General features: G+C 59.0%; 26 protein-coding genes. 18 read left to right on the top strand and 8 right to left on the bottom strand.

The window, feature by feature from the left end:
* Positions 1 to 67: 67 nt before the first annotated feature.
* Together KBX14_RS03750 and KBX14_RS03755 are read right to left on the bottom strand one after the other, a co-directional pair.
* Positions 68 to 730, bottom strand: a complete 663-nt coding sequence (locus tag KBX14_RS03750) for an anaerobic ribonucleoside-triphosphate reductase activating protein (protein ID WP_305083531.1) — start codon at positions 728 to 730, stop codon at positions 68 to 70.
* Positions 696 to 2,480: a ribonucleoside triphosphate reductase gene (locus KBX14_RS03755; protein ID WP_256041867.1), complete on the bottom strand. Its 1,785-nt coding sequence runs from the start codon at positions 2,478 to 2,480 to the stop codon at positions 696 to 698. The genes KBX14_RS03750 and KBX14_RS03755 overlap by 35 nt, the downstream gene beginning before the upstream one ends.
* A gap of 406 nt (positions 2,481 to 2,886) precedes the next feature.
* On the opposite strand from KBX14_RS03755, the gene rpsL reads away from it, so the two are divergent.
* From rpsL to tuf, 4 genes are all read left to right on the top strand, one after another.
* Positions 2,887 to 3,258, top strand: coding sequence for a 30S ribosomal protein S12 (gene rpsL / locus KBX14_RS03760; RefSeq protein ID WP_070363116.1), 372 nt, complete (start codon positions 2,887 to 2,889; stop codon positions 3,256 to 3,258).
* Between the two features lie 6 nt (positions 3,259 to 3,264).
* Positions 3,265 to 3,732 carry a 30S ribosomal protein S7 gene (gene rpsG / locus KBX14_RS03765; protein ID WP_070363115.1) on the top strand — a complete coding sequence of 156 codons (468 nt, stop codon included), beginning with the start codon at positions 3,265 to 3,267 and terminating at the stop codon, positions 3,730 to 3,732.
* A gap of 240 nt (positions 3,733 to 3,972) precedes the next feature.
* Positions 3,973 to 6,093, top strand: a complete 2,121-nt coding sequence (fusA, locus tag KBX14_RS03770) for an elongation factor G (RefSeq protein WP_070363114.1) — start codon at positions 3,973 to 3,975, stop codon at positions 6,091 to 6,093.
* Positions 6,094 to 6,406: 313 nt separating this feature from the next.
* Positions 6,407 to 7,597, top strand: a complete 1,191-nt coding sequence (gene tuf, locus KBX14_RS03775) for an elongation factor Tu (protein WP_070363113.1) — start codon at positions 6,407 to 6,409, stop codon at positions 7,595 to 7,597.
* A 680-nt stretch (positions 7,598 to 8,277) separates the two neighbouring features.
* On the opposite strand, the gene KBX14_RS03780 is transcribed toward tuf, so the two are convergent.
* From KBX14_RS03780 to KBX14_RS03805, 6 genes are read right to left on the bottom strand one after another with little or no spacing between them, the layout of a single operon-like run.
* Positions 8,278 to 8,838, bottom strand: a complete 561-nt coding sequence (locus KBX14_RS03780) for an alkaline shock response membrane anchor protein AmaP (RefSeq protein WP_256041868.1) — start codon at positions 8,836 to 8,838, stop codon at positions 8,278 to 8,280.
* Positions 8,839 to 9,432, bottom strand: a complete 594-nt coding sequence (locus KBX14_RS03785) for a hypothetical protein (protein WP_070477535.1) — start codon at positions 9,430 to 9,432, stop codon at positions 8,839 to 8,841.
* Positions 9,419 to 10,204 carry an Asp23/Gls24 family envelope stress response protein gene (locus tag KBX14_RS03790; protein ID WP_256041869.1) on the bottom strand — a complete coding sequence of 262 codons (786 nt, stop codon included), beginning with the start codon at positions 10,202 to 10,204 and terminating at the stop codon, positions 9,419 to 9,421. Before KBX14_RS03790 ends, KBX14_RS03785 begins: the two co-directional genes overlap by 14 nt.
* Entirely contained in the window at positions 10,204 to 10,404 is a 201-nt protein-coding gene (locus KBX14_RS03795; protein WP_070363109.1) for a hypothetical protein, read from the bottom strand. Before KBX14_RS03795 ends, KBX14_RS03790 begins: the two co-directional genes overlap by 1 nt.
* Before the next feature lie 57 nt (positions 10,405 to 10,461).
* On the bottom strand, positions 10,462 to 10,773 hold the full coding sequence (locus KBX14_RS03800; protein WP_070363108.1) for a hypothetical protein: 312 nt from the start codon (positions 10,771 to 10,773) through the stop codon (positions 10,462 to 10,464).
* A gap of 2 nt (positions 10,774 to 10,775) precedes the next feature.
* Positions 10,776 to 11,270 carry an Asp23/Gls24 family envelope stress response protein gene (locus KBX14_RS03805; protein ID WP_070363107.1) on the bottom strand — a complete coding sequence of 165 codons (495 nt, stop codon included), beginning with the start codon at positions 11,268 to 11,270 and terminating at the stop codon, positions 10,776 to 10,778.
* 566 nt (positions 11,271 to 11,836) lie between these two features.
* Here KBX14_RS03805 and rpsJ point away from each other — a divergent pair.
* From rpsJ to KBX14_RS03875, 14 genes are all read left to right on the top strand, one after another.
* On the top strand, positions 11,837 to 12,142 hold the full coding sequence (gene rpsJ / locus KBX14_RS03810; protein ID WP_003848085.1) for a 30S ribosomal protein S10: 306 nt from the start codon (positions 11,837 to 11,839) through the stop codon (positions 12,140 to 12,142).
* Positions 12,143 to 12,185: 43 nt separating this feature from the next.
* Positions 12,186 to 12,842 (top strand): 50S ribosomal protein L3, encoded by a 657-nt coding sequence (gene rplC, locus KBX14_RS03815; protein ID WP_256041870.1) that lies wholly within the window; start codon positions 12,186 to 12,188, stop codon positions 12,840 to 12,842.
* Positions 12,839 to 13,495, top strand: coding sequence for a 50S ribosomal protein L4 (gene rplD / locus KBX14_RS03820; protein WP_256041871.1), 657 nt, complete (start codon positions 12,839 to 12,841; stop codon positions 13,493 to 13,495). Before rplC ends, rplD begins: the two co-directional genes overlap by 4 nt.
* A complete protein-coding gene (rplW, locus tag KBX14_RS03825; RefSeq protein WP_070363104.1) occupies positions 13,496 to 13,801 on the top strand; it encodes a 50S ribosomal protein L23 in 306 nt (101 codons plus the stop codon).
* A 25-nt stretch (positions 13,802 to 13,826) separates the two neighbouring features.
* Positions 13,827 to 14,666 (top strand): 50S ribosomal protein L2, encoded by an 840-nt coding sequence (rplB, locus tag KBX14_RS03830; RefSeq protein WP_070363103.1) that lies wholly within the window; start codon positions 13,827 to 13,829, stop codon positions 14,664 to 14,666.
* 16 nt (positions 14,667 to 14,682) lie between these two features.
* Positions 14,683 to 14,958, top strand: coding sequence for a 30S ribosomal protein S19 (rpsS, locus tag KBX14_RS03835; RefSeq protein ID WP_070363102.1), 276 nt, complete (start codon positions 14,683 to 14,685; stop codon positions 14,956 to 14,958).
* Positions 14,959 to 14,961: 3 nt separating this feature from the next.
* Positions 14,962 to 15,321, top strand: a complete 360-nt coding sequence (gene rplV, locus KBX14_RS03840) for a 50S ribosomal protein L22 (protein WP_071572786.1) — start codon at positions 14,962 to 14,964, stop codon at positions 15,319 to 15,321.
* Positions 15,321 to 16,064 (top strand): 30S ribosomal protein S3, encoded by a 744-nt coding sequence (gene rpsC / locus KBX14_RS03845; RefSeq protein ID WP_070363100.1) that lies wholly within the window; start codon positions 15,321 to 15,323, stop codon positions 16,062 to 16,064. Before rplV ends, rpsC begins: the two co-directional genes overlap by 1 nt.
* Before the next feature lie 3 nt (positions 16,065 to 16,067).
* Positions 16,068 to 16,484, top strand: coding sequence for a 50S ribosomal protein L16 (gene rplP, locus KBX14_RS03850; protein ID WP_070363099.1), 417 nt, complete (start codon positions 16,068 to 16,070; stop codon positions 16,482 to 16,484).
* Complete coding sequence (gene rpmC / locus KBX14_RS03855) at positions 16,484 to 16,714, top strand: 50S ribosomal protein L29 (RefSeq protein ID WP_071569411.1); 231 nt, start codon at positions 16,484 to 16,486, stop codon at positions 16,712 to 16,714. The genes rplP and rpmC overlap by 1 nt, the downstream gene beginning before the upstream one ends.
* A gap of 2 nt (positions 16,715 to 16,716) precedes the next feature.
* Positions 16,717 to 17,001 carry a 30S ribosomal protein S17 gene (gene rpsQ / locus KBX14_RS03860; protein ID WP_070363097.1) on the top strand — a complete coding sequence of 95 codons (285 nt, stop codon included), beginning with the start codon at positions 16,717 to 16,719 and terminating at the stop codon, positions 16,999 to 17,001.
* A 99-nt stretch (positions 17,002 to 17,100) separates the two neighbouring features.
* Positions 17,101 to 17,499, top strand: a complete 399-nt coding sequence (locus tag KBX14_RS03865) for a DsrE family protein (RefSeq protein ID WP_256041872.1) — start codon at positions 17,101 to 17,103, stop codon at positions 17,497 to 17,499.
* A gap of 7 nt (positions 17,500 to 17,506) precedes the next feature.
* A complete protein-coding gene (locus tag KBX14_RS03870) occupies positions 17,507 to 19,099 on the top strand; it encodes a sulfurtransferase TusA family protein (protein WP_256041873.1) in 1,593 nt (530 codons plus the stop codon).
* A complete protein-coding gene (locus tag KBX14_RS03875) occupies positions 19,092 to 19,316 on the top strand; it encodes a hypothetical protein (RefSeq protein WP_070363094.1) in 225 nt (74 codons plus the stop codon). The genes KBX14_RS03870 and KBX14_RS03875 overlap by 8 nt, the downstream gene beginning before the upstream one ends.
* The last annotated feature ends 13 nt before the right edge of the window (positions 19,317 to 19,329 follow it).

The following is a 19,329-nucleotide window of genomic DNA, read 5'->3' on the forward strand; positions in this document are numbered from 1 at the left end:
TAGCTAGGTCTGCTACCCCAGCACCGGCGCCCCGCCCCCTGAACCCAGGGAGGCGGGGCGCTTTGCCTTAGGCGCTGTACACGCCGTCGGCGTCAACTCCGCGAGCCCACTGCAATACCAGCGCGTGGCCCCGCTGTGCGGCGGCGTCCTGCAGCTGGTCGATGTTTTGCTCGATGACGGACCCCGGCCACAACGTAGTACGCAGCTGCAGTCCCATGCCATGTTCGCGGGCCGCGGTGCACACGATGTCGAGGCTTTCCCACATCCGTGCAGCCACCACGCTGGTGACACCAGCGACCGAGGGTAAGTGCTCGGGAAGCGCCTTGACGTCGAACCCGATCCAGTCGGGGCGGGTAGCCGAGTCAGCGAGAATGGAACCCAGCCTCGCGGGAACGTAACCACTCGTGTGTAGCCCGACGGGAAACCCGATCTCATGGGCCGCGGCAATCGCTTCGCCGAGACCTGCGCATGCGAGTGGTTCGCCGCCGGAAATGACGAGGGCGTCAATAAGTCCGTGTCGAGCCCGCAGTAAGTCGAGCACTTCCGAGAAATCGTGGGGAGCAGGAGTAAATTCCTGCAAGCTAGGGTTGTGGCAGTAGCTGCAGCGCAGTGGGCAGCCTTGTGTGAATGCCGTGACCGTGAGACGGCCGGGCCAGTCGGTGGCGGAGAACGGAATGATCCCCGCCACCGGCAGGTTAGGCGAAGGCTTCTGCGAAGTAGTGACGCTCAGCGAACTCACCCTTCTTCCCAGTGTTGAAGCTTTGCACGGGCCGGAAGTAGCCCATTACGCGCGTCCACATTTCGGTGGCGCTTCCGCAGTGCGGGCATTCGGGGTGCTCGCCGGAGATGTAGCCGTGGTTTGCGCAGATGGAGAACGTCGGCGTGATAGTGATGTACGGCAGGCGGAAGGTTTCTAGGCTGCGTCGTACGAGCTTGGCGGTTGCTTCGCCACTGGACATTGCTGCGCCCATGTACAGGTGAAGCACCGTGCCGCCGGTGTACTTCGTTTGCAGGTCCTCCTGGGCGGCGAGCGCCGCGAACGGATCTGGAGTGTGCGCAACAGGCAGCTGGGAGGAGTTGGTGTAGTACGGCTGCTCCTCGGTACCTGCCTGGATGATGCCGGGATAGCGGGCACGGTCCTCGCGTGCAAAGCGGTACGTTGCGCCTTCCGCGGGGGACGCTTCTAGGTTGTAGAGGTGCCCTGTACGTTCCTGAGCTTCCGTGATGCGGGCATTGATGTGGTCGAGCAGGCGCGCCACAAGTGCATGGCCTTGGGGGTCGGTGATGTCGTAGGCGCCGTGCGTGAAGTTACGTACCATTTCGTTGCAACCATTGACCCCGATGGTGGTGAAGTGGTTGTCAAACCCCGGTAACCACCGTTTCGTGTACGGGTATAGCCCCTTATCGAAGCAATCTTGCACAAACGCGCGACGCCGCTCCAGCGTATCGACAGCCACCTCGATCAACTCGTCAACCCTGCGCAGTAGCGCAGCCTCATCGTTGGGGAAGAGGTACCCGAGGCGTGCGCAGTTCAGGGTGACTACGCCAATGGAGCCAGTGAGCTCCGCGGAACCGAACAGACCGTTTCCGCGCTTGAGTAGCTCACGCAGGTCGAGTTGGAGGCGGCAGCACATCGAGCGGATCATGCCTGGGTCCAAATCCGAGTTGAGGAAATTTTGGAAGTAGGGGAGGCCGTACTTGCCAGTCATGTCGAACAGGGCTTTCGCGTTTGGCGAGCCCCAGTCGAAGTCCTTGGTGATGTTGTACGTCGGGATGGGGAAGGTAAATGGTCGGCCGTCGGCGTCGCCTTGGGACATAACCTCAATGAACGCGCGGTTGATCATGTCCATCTCTTCTTGGAGCTCGCCGTAAGTGAAGTCGACAGGGTCTCCACCGATGAACGGAGTCTGCTCAGCGAGGTCCTGAGGGCACGTCCAGTCAAATGTAAGGTTTGTGAACGGAGTCTGCGTCCCCCAACGCGAGGGAACGTTGAGGTTGAAGACGAACTCCTGCATGTGTTGCAAGACGTCCTCGTAGGTGAGCGAGTCCAGCCGCACGAATGGTGCCATGTAGGTATCGAAGCTGGAGAATGCCTGCGCGCCAGCCCATTCGTTCTGCAGTGTGCCGAGGAAGTTCACTACTTGTCCGCACGCGGAGGAGAAATGTTTTGGTGGCAGAGAAGATATCGTGCCAGGTACCCCTCCGAACCCTTCTTCAAGGAGCTGCCTCAATGACCACCCTGCGCAGTACCCGGAGAGCATGTCGAGATCGTGGATGTGGAGGTCGCCGTTGCGGTGGGCATTGCCGGCGACGTCGGAAAACACTTCGTCCAGCCAGTAGTTGGCGGTGATTTTGCCGGCGGAGTTGAGAATCATTCCGCCGAGCGAGTAGTCCTGGTTGGCGTTTGCGTTGATGCGCCAGTCAGCGCGGTGGAGGTATTCGTTGATGGTGGCTTGGGGGTCGACGTTGTTGGCGGCCATGCTGCTTCCTTTCTCTCGGTTCGTAACTAACGTAGCTGTAATTCCATTGGTCGTATTTAGTAGATATGGACACAAAGAGTCACTGAGGTACAACATGTGGTAGCCATGGGGGTGTGTGCCCTTGGTGGACGTCGGACGATAGGGGTAGGTGTAGTAGCGTTGCTATGCATCTTCAGCACACCCTCGAATAGGGGTATGTGCTGTGGAGGAAGTTTCGGTCTTGCAAAGCTGGGGTGGTTCGTGATACTCTGTCGGACGGTTCACCACCTCAAGGTGAAGTGTCTGATCGTTTTCGCATAAACGTGGCGGAGTGTTCTGGACGTGCGGCAGGGCCCCGGGAAAGAGCCCTCATTTTTGCATGTTCAGGCGATTGTCCGCCTCAGCGTAAAAATTAGAAGGAAAATCTATGCCAACTATCCAGCAGCTGGTCCGCAAGGGCCGCCACGACAAGCGTGGCAAGGTAGCAACTGCAGCGCTGAAGGGTTCCCCGCAGCGTCGTGGCGTGTGCACCCGCGTGTACACCACCACGCCGAAGAAGCCGAACTCGGCGCTTCGTAAGGTTGCTCGTGTTCGTCTGACCTCCGGTATTGAGGTCTCCGCATACATCCCAGGTGAGGGCCACAACCTCCAGGAGCACTCCATGGTGCTTGTCCGTGGTGGTCGTGTGAAGGACCTCCCGGGTGTTCGCTACAAGATTATTCGTGGTTCCTTGGATACCCAGGGTGTCAAGGATCGTAAGCAGGCTCGTTCCCGCTACGGCGCAAAGAAGGGACAGTAATCAGAAATGCGTAAGCAGCAAGCTCCGAAGCGTCCCATCGTTAAGGACCCGGTATACAACTCTGAACTCGTGACCCAGCTGGTCAACAAGGTGCTTCTCGACGGCAAGAAGTCCACCGCTGAGCGCATCGTCTACGGTGCACTCGAGATCTGCCGTGAAAAGACCGGCACCGATCCGGTTGGCACCTTGGAAAAGGCACTCGGCAACATCCGTCCTGACCTTGAGGTTCGCTCCCGTCGTGTCGGTGGCGCTACCTACCAGGTTCCAGTCGAGGTGAAGCCAGTTCGTGCAACCACTCTGGCTCTGCGCTGGATGGTCACCTTCACGCGCCAGCGTCGTGAGAACTCGATGATCGAGCGTCTCGCTAACGAGATCCTGGACGCGTCCAACGGCTTGGGTGCATCCGTGAAGCGTCGCGAGGACGTCCACAAGATGGCCGAGGCAAACCGCGCGTTTGCTCACTACCGCTGGTAGTCGCCGGTAGGTCATATATGAAACAAAGCGCCCGGACCATGCTGACACGGACAACGTGTGCACAATTGCATACGTGGTTACCCACCAATGTGGGTGCACGTGCGGCGTCCGGGTTTTTGTTTTGAAGTGACTTACAGGCTGGCTCTGCCCATCTTGGGCAAACAGTGGCACAATGAACTAGGTAAATATTCGCCAAGACGTGTGCAGCACGTCGACGACTTTTAAGTTGGGGTAAATAACGTGGCACAAGAAGTGCTTAAGGATCTGCACAAGGTCCGCAACATCGGCATCATGGCGCACATCGATGCTGGTAAGACCACCACGACAGAGCGCATTCTGTTCTACACCGGTATTAACCGCAAGGTCGGCGAGACCCACGACGGTGGCGCAACCACCGACTGGATGGAGCAGGAGAAAGAGCGCGGCATCACCATTACGTCCGCAGCAGTGACCTGCTTCTGGAATAACAACCAGATCAACATCATCGATACGCCGGGTCACGTGGACTTCACCGTTGAGGTTGAGCGTTCCCTGCGCGTGCTCGATGGCGCAGTTGCTGTGTTTGACGGCAAGGAAGGCGTTGAGCCGCAGTCTGAGCAGGTCTGGCGTCAGGCTGCAAAGTACGACGTTCCGCGTATCTGCTTCGTCAACAAGATGGACAAGCTGGGCGCTGACTTCTACTACACCGTTGGCACGATCGTCGATCGTCTCGGCGCCAAGCCGTTGGTAATGCAGCTTCCGATCGGTGCTGAGGATGACTTTGACGGTGTCGTTGACCTTCTCGAGATGAAGGCAATGCTGTGGCCAGGCAAGGTCGAGACCGGCACTCCTGCACAGATCACCGAGATCCCGGACGATCTGAAGGAAAAGGCTGAGGAGTACCGTGAGAAGCTCGTCGAGACCGTTGCTGAGTCCGACGAAGAGCTCATGGAGAAGTACTTCGGCGGCGAAGAGCTCACGATCGAAGAGCTCAAGGCTGGCATCCGTAAGCTGACCGTTAATTCGGAAGTTTACCCAGTGTTCTGTGGTACTGCGTACCGCAACAAGGGTGTCGAGCCTGTGCTGGACGCCATCGTCGATTACCTGCCTTCTCCGCTGGATATCGGCGAGGTTCACGGCACCTCCGTCGACGGTGAGGAAGACCTCACGCGTAAGCCTTCCGTTGATGAGCCGTTCTCTGCACTGGCGTTCAAGATTGCTGTGCACCCGTTCTTCGGCAAGCTGACTTACGTGCGCGTGTACTCGGGCCAGGCTATCCCGGGCGAGAACATGATGAACTCCACCAAGCAGCAGCGTGAGCGCGTGGGCAAGCTCTTCCAGATGCACGCGAACAAGGAGAACCCGGTTGAGCACGCTGACGCCGGCAACATCTACGCGTTCATTGGCTTGAAGCACACCACTACTGGTGACACCCTGTGCAACCCTGATCATCCGATCATCCTCGAGTCCATGGACTTCCCGGATCCGGTTATTCAGGTTGCTATTGAGCCGAAGACCAAGGCTGACCAGGAGAAGCTGGGCACCGCTATTCAGAAGCTTGCTGAAGAGGACCCAACCTTCACCGTTCACCTGGATGAGGAGACCGGCCAGACCGTTATCGGCGGCATGGGCGAGCTCCACCTCGACGTCCTCGTTGACCGCATGAAGCGCGAGTTCAAGGTCGAGGCGAACATTGGTTCTCCACAGGTTGCGTACCGCGAGACCATCCGCAAGAAGGTGCAGTCCCTGGACTACACCCACAAGAAGCAGACTGGTGGTTCCGGTCAGTTCGCAAAGGTTATCGTTTCCATCGAGCCTTACAACCCGGATCCAGAGACCCTGGAAGAGGGCGAGAGCGCAACCTACCTGTTCGTCAACGAGGTCACCGGTGGTCGCGTGCCGAAGGAGTACATCCCTTCCGTGGATGCCGGTATCCAGGACGCGATGCAGTACGGCTACCTCGCTGGCTACCCGCTGGTCAACATCAAGGCAACCCTCGAAGACGGCGCTTACCACGAGGTTGACTCCTCCGAAATGGCCTTCAAGATGGCCGGTTCGCAGGTGCTCAAGGAGGCTGTCGCTAAGGCGAAGCCAGTGCTGCTCGAGCCGCTGATGGCTGTTGAGGTTGTCACGCCTGAGGAGTACATGGGTGACGTCATCGGTGACCTGAACTCCCGTCGTGGCCAGGTCAACTCGATGGACGACCGCTCTGGCGCCAAGGTTGTCAAGGCTGTTGTTCCGCTGTCGCAGATGTTCGGCTACGTTGGTGACCTGCGCTCCAAGACGCAGGGTCGCGCGAACTACACCATGGTGTTTGACTCCTACGGTGAAGTTCCGTCCAACGTCGCTCAGGAAATCATCGACGCCCGCAACGGCAACTAATCGCTGCTCCCTGCTTCTCGACGGCCTGCTCACGTGCCAGTGAGCGTGACCGGTAGAAGGAAGCGGGGATGGCCGCTAGTAGCGGTCGCGCTGGAATCGCCACAAGATTGAAGTGGTGGTTTGAGCCGGCCGTTACTCGCGACGAATGATCCCGGAACTTTCGGTCTGACGGTTTGAAAATCAGACTGGGAATCTCTAGGATCAGGTAACTGGCACATTGTGAATGAGCCGACGCCTTTTCGAAGGCAAAGGCAAATGTAAACCACGTGGCTGCGAAGGTCGTAGCCACCATGAAGTCCTAGGAGGACATACAGTGGCAAAGGCAAAGTTCGAACGTACAAAGCCGCACGTCAACATCGGTACCATTGGTCACGTCGACCACGGTAAGACGACCACCACGGCTGCTATCACCAAGGTGCTCGCTGACAAGTACCCGGAGGAGAACAAGTCCTTCGCGTACGACGCGATTGACAAGGCGCCGGAAGAGCGCGAGCGCGGCATTACCATTAACATTTCCCACGTCGAGTACAACACTCCTAAGCGTCACTACGCACACGTGGATGCTCCAGGCCACGCTGACTACATCAAGAACATGATCACCGGTGCTGCTCAGATGGACGGCGCAATCCTCGTGGTTGCTGCTACCGACGGCCCGATGCCTCAGACCCGCGAGCACGTTCTGCTTGCTCGCCAGGTTGGCGTTCCTTACATCCTCGTTGCTCTGAACAAGTGCGACATGGTCGACGATGAGGAAATCATCGAGCTCGTCGAGATGGAAGTTCGTGAGCTTCTCGCAGAGCAGGATTACGACGAAGAGGCTCCAATCGTTCACATCTCCGCTCTGAAGGCTCTTGAGGGCGAGGAGAAGTGGGTTGACTCCATCGTTGAGCTCATGGAAGCTTGCGACAACTCCATTCCGGACCCAGTTCGCGAGACCGACCGTGACTTCCTGATGCCGATCGAGGACATCTTCACCATTTCCGGCCGCGGTACCGTTGTTACCGGCCGTGTTGAGCGTGGCGTCCTGAACCTCAACGACGAAGTTGAGATCATCGGTATCCGCGAGAAGTCCACGAAGACCACCGTCACCTCCATCGAGATGTTCAACAAGCTTCTCGACACCGCTGAGGCTGGCGACAACGCGGCTCTGCTGCTTCGTGGCCTGAAGCGTGAGGACGTTGAGCGTGGTCAGGTTGTCATCAAGCCGGGCGCTTACACCCCTCACTCCAAGTTCGAGGGCTCCGTCTACGTCCTGTCCAAGGACGAGGGTGGCCGTCACACGCCATTCTTCGACAACTACCGTCCTCAGTTCTACTTCCGCACCACCGACGTTACCGGTGTTGTGCACCTGCCTGAGGGCACCGAGATGGTCATGCCTGGCGACAACGTCGACATGTCCGTCGAGCTGATCCACCCAGTCGCTATGGACGAGGGCCTGCGCTTCGCTATCCGCGAGGGCTCCCGTACCGTCGGCGCTGGCCGCGTCACCAAGATCCTCGGCTAATTCAGTCCGATAACGTGACGTAAAGGTCACTCCCCATCGGGGAGTGACCTTTTTTCATGCCTACAGTGCGTTGGGAAGGCAACGGTTCTAGGACCACTATGTCCTGCAGCTGGTCACCGTGCTGTTACTTCAGTGCATTGGGCACCGCCGACTTAAGGGACATTTTGTGTGTAACTAGCCGCGTCCAGCCCACCCCTTTCTCACGGCTAGACTGGGGTTGCACTGACGATCATTGCCAGTATTGAATTCTTTCAGCCGCCCATTCAGTGCACCGCTGTGTGCAAGATCGTCTCTCGCCCCGCAGGCTGTATGGCAGCTCGCTTAACGGCATACCCCAATGCCTTGCTTCCCGGTCCTGTTCGTGCCCTGGCCAGTATCGTGCACGCCCAGGGCTTTGCTCGTCCCCCTGGCAGTATGCGATCGCCCAACGCGTAGAGAGACCGGTTCTTGTTCTCTAGAGCCACCAATCTCGCTGCGCTACCCGCAGACTCGATACATCCCACACGTCAGACGTCATCCGGCGTTCAATTCTCAAGACCGGCGAATGGAACTGTTTTGAAAACCATATCGGGAGTCCGGGAAACCGAATAGATTTATACACACAAAATGTCCCTTAAGCCGCACCGTCTGGACACGAAAAGCTCCCCACCTGTTGGTGGGGAGCATTCGCGTGAGTACTTTTAGGCGCTAACCTGGTCGAAGTGCAGCTTCCACAGGGTATCCACGTTCATTGTGTGGTTTGCCATTCGGAAGTCCTGATCGGCGCGTTCGAGAACGTCAACGACTTCGTCAAGCGAGAATGCTGGGTTGGCAATCGCAACGAATTCAACGGTCGGCCTGGTCTCGACCATCGCAACTTTGGCGTCGGCGGAGTTGATCATGGGGTCCATAGCCAAGTGGTGGCACGCCGCTTCGGCGACGCGTTTGACGTTGATTTCGGTTGTGCCATGCTCGGCGTCGGCCGCGGTGATTGCTCGGGTCGAGAATCCGCGGCTGCGTGTGTTCGCGATAATGGCCCACAGCCCGATAATTACCAGCACAACCGCACCGACGATCAACGCGGTGTTGTACCAGGAACGGTAGGGCAGGTTGCCGATCACCACTGGATCGACCTGCTGGATCCATTCGCTCACGTAGGGGATGTCCCAGAAGTACGTGAGTGGGATAAACCCGACGCAGAGCAGGAGAACGCCAATGATGAACACGAGCAGGCGGTCAAAGAACGCAAGTGTCTTGGTCATTTACTTCGCCTCCTGTTCAGCAACTGGTGCTGGCGCTTCGGTCTTGATGGTGATGGCGGGTACCTGCTCCAGACGCTGGAACTCACCAACGAGAGTTTCGTGCGCTTGCTGCTCGACATCGGGCCGCTGGACGTCGGTCTGCATTGTGAGCGTCAATTTGTTCCGGTCCGCTTTGGTACGCGCATGGTTTGCGCCAAACTGAGACGTTGCAAGGAACGTCGACTTCCGCGCAATATCCACGGGTCGCGTCCAGATCGAAACCGGTGACTGCACGCGTAGATGAGTTTTCTGGCGTGGCTTCAACGACGCAATCACGAGCGCAAGCCCCACCAACATCACAACGATGCCGACGGCGACGGCTACCCACGTAATGTCAATGAGATTCAACGTCAACTGGTCGTAGAGCTCGGGGAGCCATTCGGTTTGGCCATCTGCTTCTTGGAGGCGGACCCAAACGTCGTGCCCGATAACAACGGCGCCCCCGAGGAACGCCAGGCCGGCGAGCACGGTGATCCAGCGTGCAACTGGGCTAGCTTTCGGTGCGGCAGCCGGGTGCGGGCCTACTGGGGCGACGGGTGTATTAGGTTCGGTCATAGTACTTCACCGCCGGTTTGATCGTAATTTCACGAAGCGGCTGAGGTTGCGGTGCCGATACTGTCGTCGGTGCCGCTGTGCGCTTCACGCGAATGGGCTTGAGCGGCGCAGGTTGCGGAACGCTCGGGCTATATACGCGCTGTTGGCGTGTTTGCACGCCAAGCAGCCGGGCAGGCTCCGGCGTTTGTGGACGGAAAACCCGCGTGGGCTGTGCTTCGAAGCCCTTGGTACGCACGGGGTACGGAGTCGGAGCGGCAATGGATTTCACAGAGACTGGCTCTGGAACGTGGGTGTCCGTCAGGTCGTCGACAAGCGAGCGAGCGACGATATCGTGCAACGGTTCCGGCTCCTTCGTCGTCGGGGACTCTACGTCCAAAGGCTTGACCTTCAGCGGAGTTGGGATGATGAACGACTGGTGGTTTGCAACGTCGTCCCACGAGACGGGTTCACCGGCGTTCGCGGTGACGTTTGCCACCTCGATATTGACGCTGGAGACGTCCAGCCCAGTCAATGTCCGGATGTGCGAGATGATCGTTGAACGCACGGCGTCCGTGATGGCAGCAATGGGGGCAGGGTAAGTAGTAGCGATCTCGGCTTCGACGGCCGCGGTGCCTGAAACTCGGTCCAGGCGGACATCGATTTGGGGAAAGCTGCGGCCTGCCAAACCTGCAAGCTTTGCGTCCATTTCGATCGTGCCGGGCACTGACGAAGCCGCCACCTCAGCAATCTGCGCGATGACGCGCTCACTGAGATGGAATTGGTTCGACGCCATTAGCTACGACCCTTGCCCGAGCTGGTGCTCAGGATTTCTGCGAGGTCCAGCTTGCCATCAAGCTGGGCGCCGACGACACCACCAATGACGGAGAAGAGAACGAGCCACAGTAGCCCGAGTCCGCCGCCAAAGGTGACGAAGAAAGCAACGATAATGCCGATAATGACACCGGTTAACGCTTTGTTAGATAAAAGATTCATTGTTCACCACTTACTTGTAGTTGTGGGTACGCAACGCGGACGCCCTAACGGGCGTTCCTATTCGGCGTCGGCGACAACAACGTCGACGAAATCGACATCGGTGGCGCGCAGGGTAGCGGTGCGTACGTCGTCGGCGACGGAGTGAATGTCCCGTTCGCTCGAAACGTCGTAAATAAAGTTGACTTCAAGGCCGCGGAGGTTGGGGTCTGAGGATCGCGTCGCGGGTTTGAGCCCTTCGATCCGCTCGCCGGGTAGCAGGAGGGCAACTTCACCGAAGAACCCGCCGTGCATACCCGCAACGCCAGGGACAGCCAAAATGGCGTCCCGGGCGGCTTCGGCCACCTCGCGGCTAACGGAGGTGTACGCCATAACTACTGAGCCAGCGCCTGGTTAGCGTTGTAAGCGGCCTCGTTGGACTCCTCGTTGTCCTGCTCCGGCAGGTGGACGTCGTGAACAGTGACGTCGACGCGGTCAACGATAAGGCCGGTCATGCGGGTAACAGCAACAGTGATGTTCTCGCGGATGGCGTTTGCGAGCTCGTGGATGGCGACGCCGTACTCCGCAATAATTGCAACAGCGACGGAAGCGTGGCCGTCCTCGACAACGACATCGACGCCCTGCTGAACATTGGTGGAGGAGGTCAGCGACTCGCGAACAGCGCCCCACATGCGTGCAGCGCCACCGCCCAGGTTGTAAACTCCGGAAACTTCGCGGGCGGCGATGCCGGCGATCTTGCCGACGACGTTGTCGTCGATCATTGTGGTGCCGTGCTCAGTCTCAAGGTTGGAGTTGCGGGTGCGAACCTGCTCTGTCTCCTTTGCCTCGGTGGTGGCAGGAGTGTTCTCGGTTGCATTGTGGTCGGCCATGGAAAATCCCTTCGTCTATATATTGGGTAAAGAAAAGTACGACGGACAGACGCCCGTGTAAACACCCAGGGTACACAGCAACCAGCTAGCTTGCCTGAATCGATGCAAAAATTTCCGAATGGATATCAGTCTGCAACCAAACTGAAATGTTCGGAGAAGGGGTTGCACTTCTTGCAAGAACGTGTTTTAATACTCGGGTTGCCTCGACATGATGGCCGCAAGGTTGTGATGGTGGGGTAAACATGACACCTTCCAAAGAAGGTTTTTATCTAGGTTAACTAGGTGAGAAACCGGAGAAGGGACATGGCAAATAAACAGCGGCAGTACGCAAGGGTCACGCACCCTTCCGAGTCTGACACCCCGATGCACGTGTGCACCGAGGCGGAAGCACTGAAGTAAGCGCGCAGTTTATTGTCGCGTTACTCACCTTCCGGAAGTGTCAAACAGTCAATGAAAACGACACTGGCGTTGAGCCATGGGCCCAGCCCGGACAACGTTATAGAGAAACTAGAAGCTACAACCCCACCGCTTCGTTCAGAATGTGGGGATGCGAGGAAGAGGTAAGCGTGGCGGGACAGAAGATCCGCATCAGGCTGAAGGCCTACGACCACGAAGCGATCGACGCATCTGCGAAGAAGATCGTTGAGACGGTCACCCGCACGGGTGCCCGCGTCGTTGGACCGGTGCCGTTGCCCACAGAGAAGAACGTGTACGCCGTTATTCGTTCTCCCCACAAGTACAAGGACTCTCGCGAGCACTTTGAGATGCGCACGCACAAGCGTCTCATCGACATTCTCGATCCGACGCCGAAGACGGTTGACGCGCTCATGCGTATCGACCTTCCTGCAAGCGTTGACGTGAACATCCAGTAATCACTAGAGATCCGACAACCTGTAAGTAGTGGAGAACTAATACATGTCTGATAACCAGATCAAGGGCATTCTGGGCACCAAGCTCGGCATGACCCAGATCTTCGACGACGAGAACCGTGTTATCCCGGTTACCGTCGTTGAGGCTGGGCCGTGCGTGGTCACCCAGATCCGTACACCAGAGACTGATGGCTACTCCGCCATCCAGATTGCTTACGGCGACATCGATCCCCGTAAGACGAACAAGCCAGAGGCTGGCCACTTCAAGAAGGCTGGCGTCACCCCACGTCGCTACGTAGCTGAAATCCGCATGGATGACACCTCTGCGTACGAACTCGGCCAAGAGATCACCGTCAACGTGTTTGACGGCGACGTCTTCGTCGACGTTGCTGGCACCACCAAGGGCCACGGCTTCGCTGGCGCAATGAAGCGTCACGGCTTCGCGGGCCAGGGTGCAGCACACGGTAACCAGGCTGCTCACCGTCGCGTTGGTGGCATTGGTGGCGCGTCTACGCCGGGTCGCGTGTTCAAGGGCAAGCGCATGGCTGGCCGTATGGGCGGTAACCGCGTTACTACCCAGAACCTGAAGATTCAACGCATCGACGGCGACAACAACCTCCTCCTCATCAAGGGTGCAATCCCTGGTGCGAAGGGTTCTGTTGTTACCGTCAAGACCGCAGTGAAGGGCGGTGCTCACGCATGACGAACCTGACGTTGAACGTCCACACCGCAGACGGAAAGACCAACGGTTCCGTTGAGCTTCCGGCAGAACTTTTTGACCGTGAAGCTTCCATTCCCCTGATGCACCAGGTTGTGACAGCTCAGCTGGCAGCCGCTCGTCAGGGCACTCACGCCACCAAGACCCGCGGCATGGTCCGCGGTGGTGGTAAGAAGCCATTCCGCCAGAAGGGCACCGGTCGCGCTCGTCAGGGCTCGATCCGCGCGCCACACTTCACCGGCGGTGGCATTGTCCACGGTCCGCAGCCGCGTTCTTACGCGCAGCGCACCCCAAAGAAGATGATCAAGGCTGCACTTGCTGGTGCACTCACTGATCGTGTTCGCAACGAGCGCCTCCACCTCATTGAGGAGCTTGTTCCGGGCCAGAAGCCTTCGACTAAGTCTGCTCGTGCGTTCATTGAGCGTCTGACTGACCGTAAGTCGGTGCTGCTCGTGATCGGCCGTGAGGATGTTAACTCCCGTCTGTCCGCAAGGAACCTGCCGGGCGTCACCATTCTTGAGCCGGCGCAGCTGAACACCTACGACGTGCTGAACGCCGATGACGTTGTGTTCTCGGTTGAGGCGCTGCACACCTTCATCAACCGTGGCAAGGCTGAAGCTGCGGAGGAGGAGAAGTAAATGGCTAAGATCGTGAATTCCCGCGACATCATCATCGCGCCGGTCCTCTCTGAGAAGACCTACGCGCTGATGGAGCAGAACACCTACACGTTTTTTGTAGCGAAGTCTGCTAACAAGACCCAGATCAAGATTGCCGTGGAAGAGATTTTCGGCGTCGACGTCGCTTCGGTGAACACCGTGAACCGTGAGGGCAAGCGCAAGCGTTCCCGCACTGGTTTCGGTAAGCGCAAGGACACCAAGCGCGCCTACGTTACTCTCCGCGAGGGCAGCGATCCCATCGACATCTTCGGCGGCGCAGCCGTCTAAGTGACTCGATAGAAAAGGACAAAATATGGCTATTCGTAAGTACAAGCCGACAACCCCGGGTCGCCGTGCCAGCTCTGTTTCGGAGTTTGAGGAGCTTACTCGCTCCACTCCGGAAAAGTCGCTGCTGCGCCCGCTCCCGAAGAAGGGTGGCCGCAACACGCACGGCCACATCACCACTCGTCACCGTGGTGGCGGCCACAAGCGTCGTTACCGCGTGATTGACTTCCGTCGTTCGGACAAAGACGGCGTGCTGGCAAAGGTTGCTCACATCGAGTACGACCCGAACCGCACCGCTAACATTGCTTTGCTCCACTACTACGACGGTGAGAAGCGCTACATCATCGCTCCGAAGGGCCTGAAGCAGGGTGCCGTCGTTGAGGCTGGTCCTAACGCCGACATCAAGGTTGGTAACAACCTCCCACTGCGTAACATCCCGACCGGTACGACGATCCACGCTGTTGAGCTCAAACCTGGGGCAGGTGCCAAGCTTGCTCGTTCCGCAGGCGCTTCTATCCAGCTGCTCGGTAAGGAAGGTTCCTACGCAGTGCTGCGTATGCCGTCCTCCGAAATTCGCCGCGTGGACATCCGCTGCCGCGCAACCGTTGGTGAGGTCGGCAACGCTGACCAGATCAACATCCGCTGGGGCAAGGCTGGCCGTATGCGCTGGAAGGGCTGGCGCCCAACGGTCCGCGGTGTTGTCATGAACCCTGTGGATCACCCACACGGTGGTGGTGAAGGTAAGACTTCCGGTGGTCGTCACCCAGTGTCCCCATGGGGCAAGAAGGAAGTTCGCACCCGCAACCCAAACCGTTACTCAAACAACATGATCGTGCGACGCCGTCGCTCGAAGAACAAGAAGCGTTAAGAGGAGGTAGTAAGACATGCCACGTAGCCTAAAGAAAGGCCCGTTCGTCGATGAGCACCTCCTCAACAAGGTGGACGCTCAGAACGATGCAGGCACCAAGCAGGTAATCAAGACCTGGTCTCGCCGTTCGACCATTCTCCCAGATTTCATCGGACACACTTTCGCCGTCCACGACGGCCGCAAGCACGTCCCGGTGTTTGTCGACGAGTCCATGGTCGGCCACAAACTCGGTGAGTTTGCACCAACCAAGACCTTTAAGGGTCACGTCAAGGAACAGAAGGGACGTCGATAAGCAATGGCTGACACCATCACCACTGCATCCGCGACGGCCAAGTTCGTTCGTGTTTCTCCGATGAAGGCGCGCCGCGTGCTCGCCCTCGTCCGTGGGAAGTCCGTCTCCGAGGCTCTCGCAGTCCTGAAGTACGCACCACAGAGTGCTGCGAAGGACGTTGCCAAGGTTGTTGCATCTGCAGCCGCCAACGCTGAAAACAACTTCGGTTTGGACCCGCGTACGCTGGTCGTCTCCGAGTGCTGGGCAAACGAAGGTCCGACCATGCGTCGCTTCCAGCCACGCGCTCAGGGTCGCGCATTCCAGATCCGGAAGCGCACCTCGCACATCACCGTAGTTGTCGAGTCCAAGGAAGGGGCGAAGTAATGGGCCAGAAGATTCACCCACACGGCCTGCGCCTGGGTATCACGTCCGACTGGAAGTCCCACTGGTACGCCGACAAGAACTACGCTGATTACGTCGCAGAAGACATCAAGATCCGCGAGTTCCTGTCCAAGGGCCTCGAGCGCGCCGGTATCTCCGACGTTGTCATCGAGCGCACCCGTGACCGCGTCCGCGTCGACATTCACACTGCCCGCCCGGGCATCGTGATTGGCCGTCGTGGCGCTGAGGCTGACCGCATCCGCCGTGAGCTCGAGAAGCTCACCGGCAAGATGGTTGCGCTGAACATCCTCGAGGTCAAGAACGTCGACGCCGACGCGACGCTCGTTGCTCAGTCCATCGCTGAACAGCTGGTCAACCGCGTTGCGTTCCGTCGTGCGATGCGCAAGGCAATCCAGTCCGCTATGCGTAACCCACAGGTCAAGGGCATCAAGGTCATGACCTCGGGTCGTCTCGGCGGCGCTGAAATGTCCCGCGTCGAGCGCTACCACGAAGGCCGTGTGCCACTGCACACCCTTCGTGCTGAGATCGACTACGGCATCGCAGAAGCACACACGACCTTCGGCGTCATCGGCGTCAAGGTTTGGATCTACAAGGGCGACGTCGTCGGTGGCGTGCGCGAGTCCGAGCTCAACGCTCCGTCGAACGAGCGTCGTGGCCGTGGCGATCGCCGCCCACGCCGTGGTGGCCAGCGCCGCCAGCGTGCAGAGCAGAAGCAGGAGGGCTAATCAATGCTTATTCCTAAGCGTGTGAAGTACCGCCGCCAGCACCGCCCGACTCGTTCTGGCGTGTCCAAGGGTGGCAACACGATCAACTTCGGTGACTACGCTCTGCAGGCTCTCGAGCCGGCGTACATCACCAACCGTCAGATTGAGGCGGCTCGTATTGCGATCAACCGCCACGTCAAGCGTGGTGGCAAGGTCTGGATCAACATCTTCCCGGACCGTCCGTTGACGCAGAAGCCGCTCGGTGTTCGTATGGGTTCCGGTAAGGGCCCTGTCGAGAAGTGGGTCGCTAACGTAAAGCCGGGACGTATTCTCTTTGAGATGTCCTACCCGAACGACGCAACCGCTATCGAGGCACTGCGCCGCGCAGGCGCGAAGCTGCCTTGCAAGGTTCGCATCATCAAGAAGGAGGACCAGTTCTAATGGCAAACGGTACCCCCGCATCCGAGTTCCGCGAGCTCAACGACGAAGAGCTGCGCGCTCGTCTGTCCGAGGCAAAGGAAGAGCTGTTTAACCTGCGTTTCCAGCTTGCCACCGGCCAGCTGACCAACAACCGCCGCATCTCCACCGTGAAGCGCGACATTGCACGTATGTACACCGTGCTGCGCGAGCGCGAGCTCGGCCTGTCCGTTGTTCCGGGAGCTGAGGCTTAATCATGAGTGAGGCAAACGTGAACGAACAGACCAATGAGAAGCGTGTTCAGAAGAACCGCCGCGGCTACGTCGTATCCGACAAGATGGACAAGACCATCGTTGTCGAGGTCGAGGACCGCAAGTCCCACGCCCTGTACGGCAAGATTGTCCGTACCACCAAGCGCGTGAAGGCACACGACGAGGAGAACACCGCCGGTGTCGGCGATCTCGTCCGCATCCAGGAGACGCGTCCGCTGTCCAAGGACAAGCACTTCCGTCTCGTGGAGATCATTGAGAAGGCACGCTAAACCCATCCGGTAGACGCGTCCGACTCAAGGACAACTCAGCACCACCCCCGAGTTTCGCAACTTGGGGGTGGTGCTTTTTGTGTTTCGGTACACTTTCTGGTGTTCGAAACATTCAATTTGAAGGAGTACATGATGGGTACTGGTAAGTTTTGCGTCACCGTTGCACACGCGAAGGACAATGAGGATCTGGCGACGCTCGGCTTCGTGGTCGCGAACGCTGCGGTAGGTTCCGCGCAGGACACGATGGTGTTCCTCTCCTCTGAGGGTGCTCGCCTGGCGGTGAAGGGCTACGCGGACGACATTCATGAGGAGGGCTTCGCTCCAATCAAGGAGTTGATTGAGAACTTCGTTGCTGCAGAGGGCAAGCTGTACGTGTGCGCGCCTTGTGCCAAGAAGCGTGGCTTCGGAGAAGAGGATCTTATCGACGGCGCCACCATCGTCGGCGGCGCAAAGCTGGTTGAGTTCCTGGCAGACGGCACCCCAAGCGTTTCCTACTAAGGCAACGATGTCTCAGTCCGAGAATCTGCACCCGTACGCCCCAGACGCCAGCTTCGACGGTGGCGATCTGGACTGCGGTAACGGGTTGCTGTTATTGATCCGAAAGAACATCGATCCGCTCGAGTCTGGCCAGCTGCTGGAGATTATCTCCTACGACCCCACAGTCAAGGTGGACCTGCCTTCCTGGTGTAACTTGACTGGCAACGACCTGGTCAACGTGGTTGAGGAGCCAGAGCACAAGCGGTGGCGCTTCCTTGTGTCGAAGGGGGCGTTCACGAAGCCCGTGGAGGTTGCTGACATCCCGGCCGCTCCCGAGGCTGTGCGCCCGAAAAAGAAGAAGGGGCCGCGCAAGCGCCCGCAGATGCCGGTGACGCAGGAGGTCGTGGAGCCGACGATCGCCAAGGAACTGCCTGAGCCAGCTCCCGCGCCGGAGATTCCGGCGGGATCTGTGCTGACGATGGGCTCTTGGCCACGGTCTCCGTGGTTGTTGGATGCGCTGCACCGCCACCTCGAAGAGCGGATGGATGAGGGCACGTTCCAGGCCACAGCCGACGACGCAGTGCGCCTTGTGCTTGCGGCGCAGGAGCGGGCCGGAGTGGACGTCGTCACGGATGGTGAAATGCGACGCGACAACTACTCGAGCTTCGTCGCGGGGCGTCTGCAGAACTGCCAGCTCATCCCGATTACGGACCTGCTGCCGTACGTGGATGACCCGGAGGAGTTCGAGCGTGAGCTTCGCGCGTTGGACGTCCCGGCGGGCGAGGTGCGCCACCCGGCGGTCTTTGGCCCGCTTGGTCGCGATAAGCCGCTGGTTGCGCACGAGGTTGAGTTCGTGCAGCAGCTCACCGACCGCCCGGTGAAGGTGTGCCTGCCGGGGCCGTATCTGCTCACGCGCACGATGTGGATGGAGTGTGTCTCCGACCGCGCGTACGAGAACCGCGAGGAGATGTCGAAGGATATCGTCCGCGTGCTACGCGAGGAGCTCCACGAATTGCTGGCGAAGGGCACGGCGCTGGTGCAGATCGATGAGCCGGTGCTTACTGAAGTCGTGTACGGGCAGGCAGGCGGGGGCGGCCGCACGTTTATGTGTGGCGCGCTCGACGGCCTGGAGGGCACGGTGGATGAGGAGCTGGAGTTCGCGAAGTCGTTGCTCGACGAGCTGACGGAGGGGCTGCCGAAGGAGCGGTTGGCGCTGCACGTGTGCCGCGGCAACTGGACCACGGATGAGTCCGCGGCGTTGACGGGCGATTACGCTCCGTTTGTTGAGCTGTTCGCCTCGCTGAACGTGGGTATGCTTTCCATGGAGTTGGCGACGCCACGCGCCGGCGATATCCGAGCCCTCGAGGGAATCCGCGACGACCAGCGCATCTGCGTTGGCGTGCTGAACCAAAAACTCCAGGAGCTGGAGCCCGTCGAGGCAGTGGAGGAGCGCATCGAGCGCGCAATGGACACGTTCGGAGCTGACCGGGTGGTCTTCTCGACGGACTGCGGTTTTGCAACGTTTGCGGATAACCCAATCGTGGCCGCGAACTTGGCTGAGCAGCAGCTCGCGCTCATTGTGCAGGCCCGCGACAACGTGATGGCACGCCGCAATGCATGAGGATCATTACTGGGACGCCCAGGACATCGCGTGCGGTGATGTCCTGGTGCGCCTCTTCCTCTTGTTCCGCGACCAGATCAAGGACGGGGAAGTGCTGCACTTGCGGTCCACGAACGAGGCGATCGATATCGATATTCGTGCCTGGTGCGGCCTGACTGGCAACACGTTGCTGCGCGCGGATCACCCGGAGTTTTATATCCGTAAAACTTCTGATTGATGTGAAACTTCGG

This window comes from Corynebacterium sp. CCUG 61414, assembly GCF_024453945.1.
GTDB lineage: Bacteria > Actinomycetota > Actinomycetes > Mycobacteriales > Mycobacteriaceae > Corynebacterium > Corynebacterium pseudogenitalium.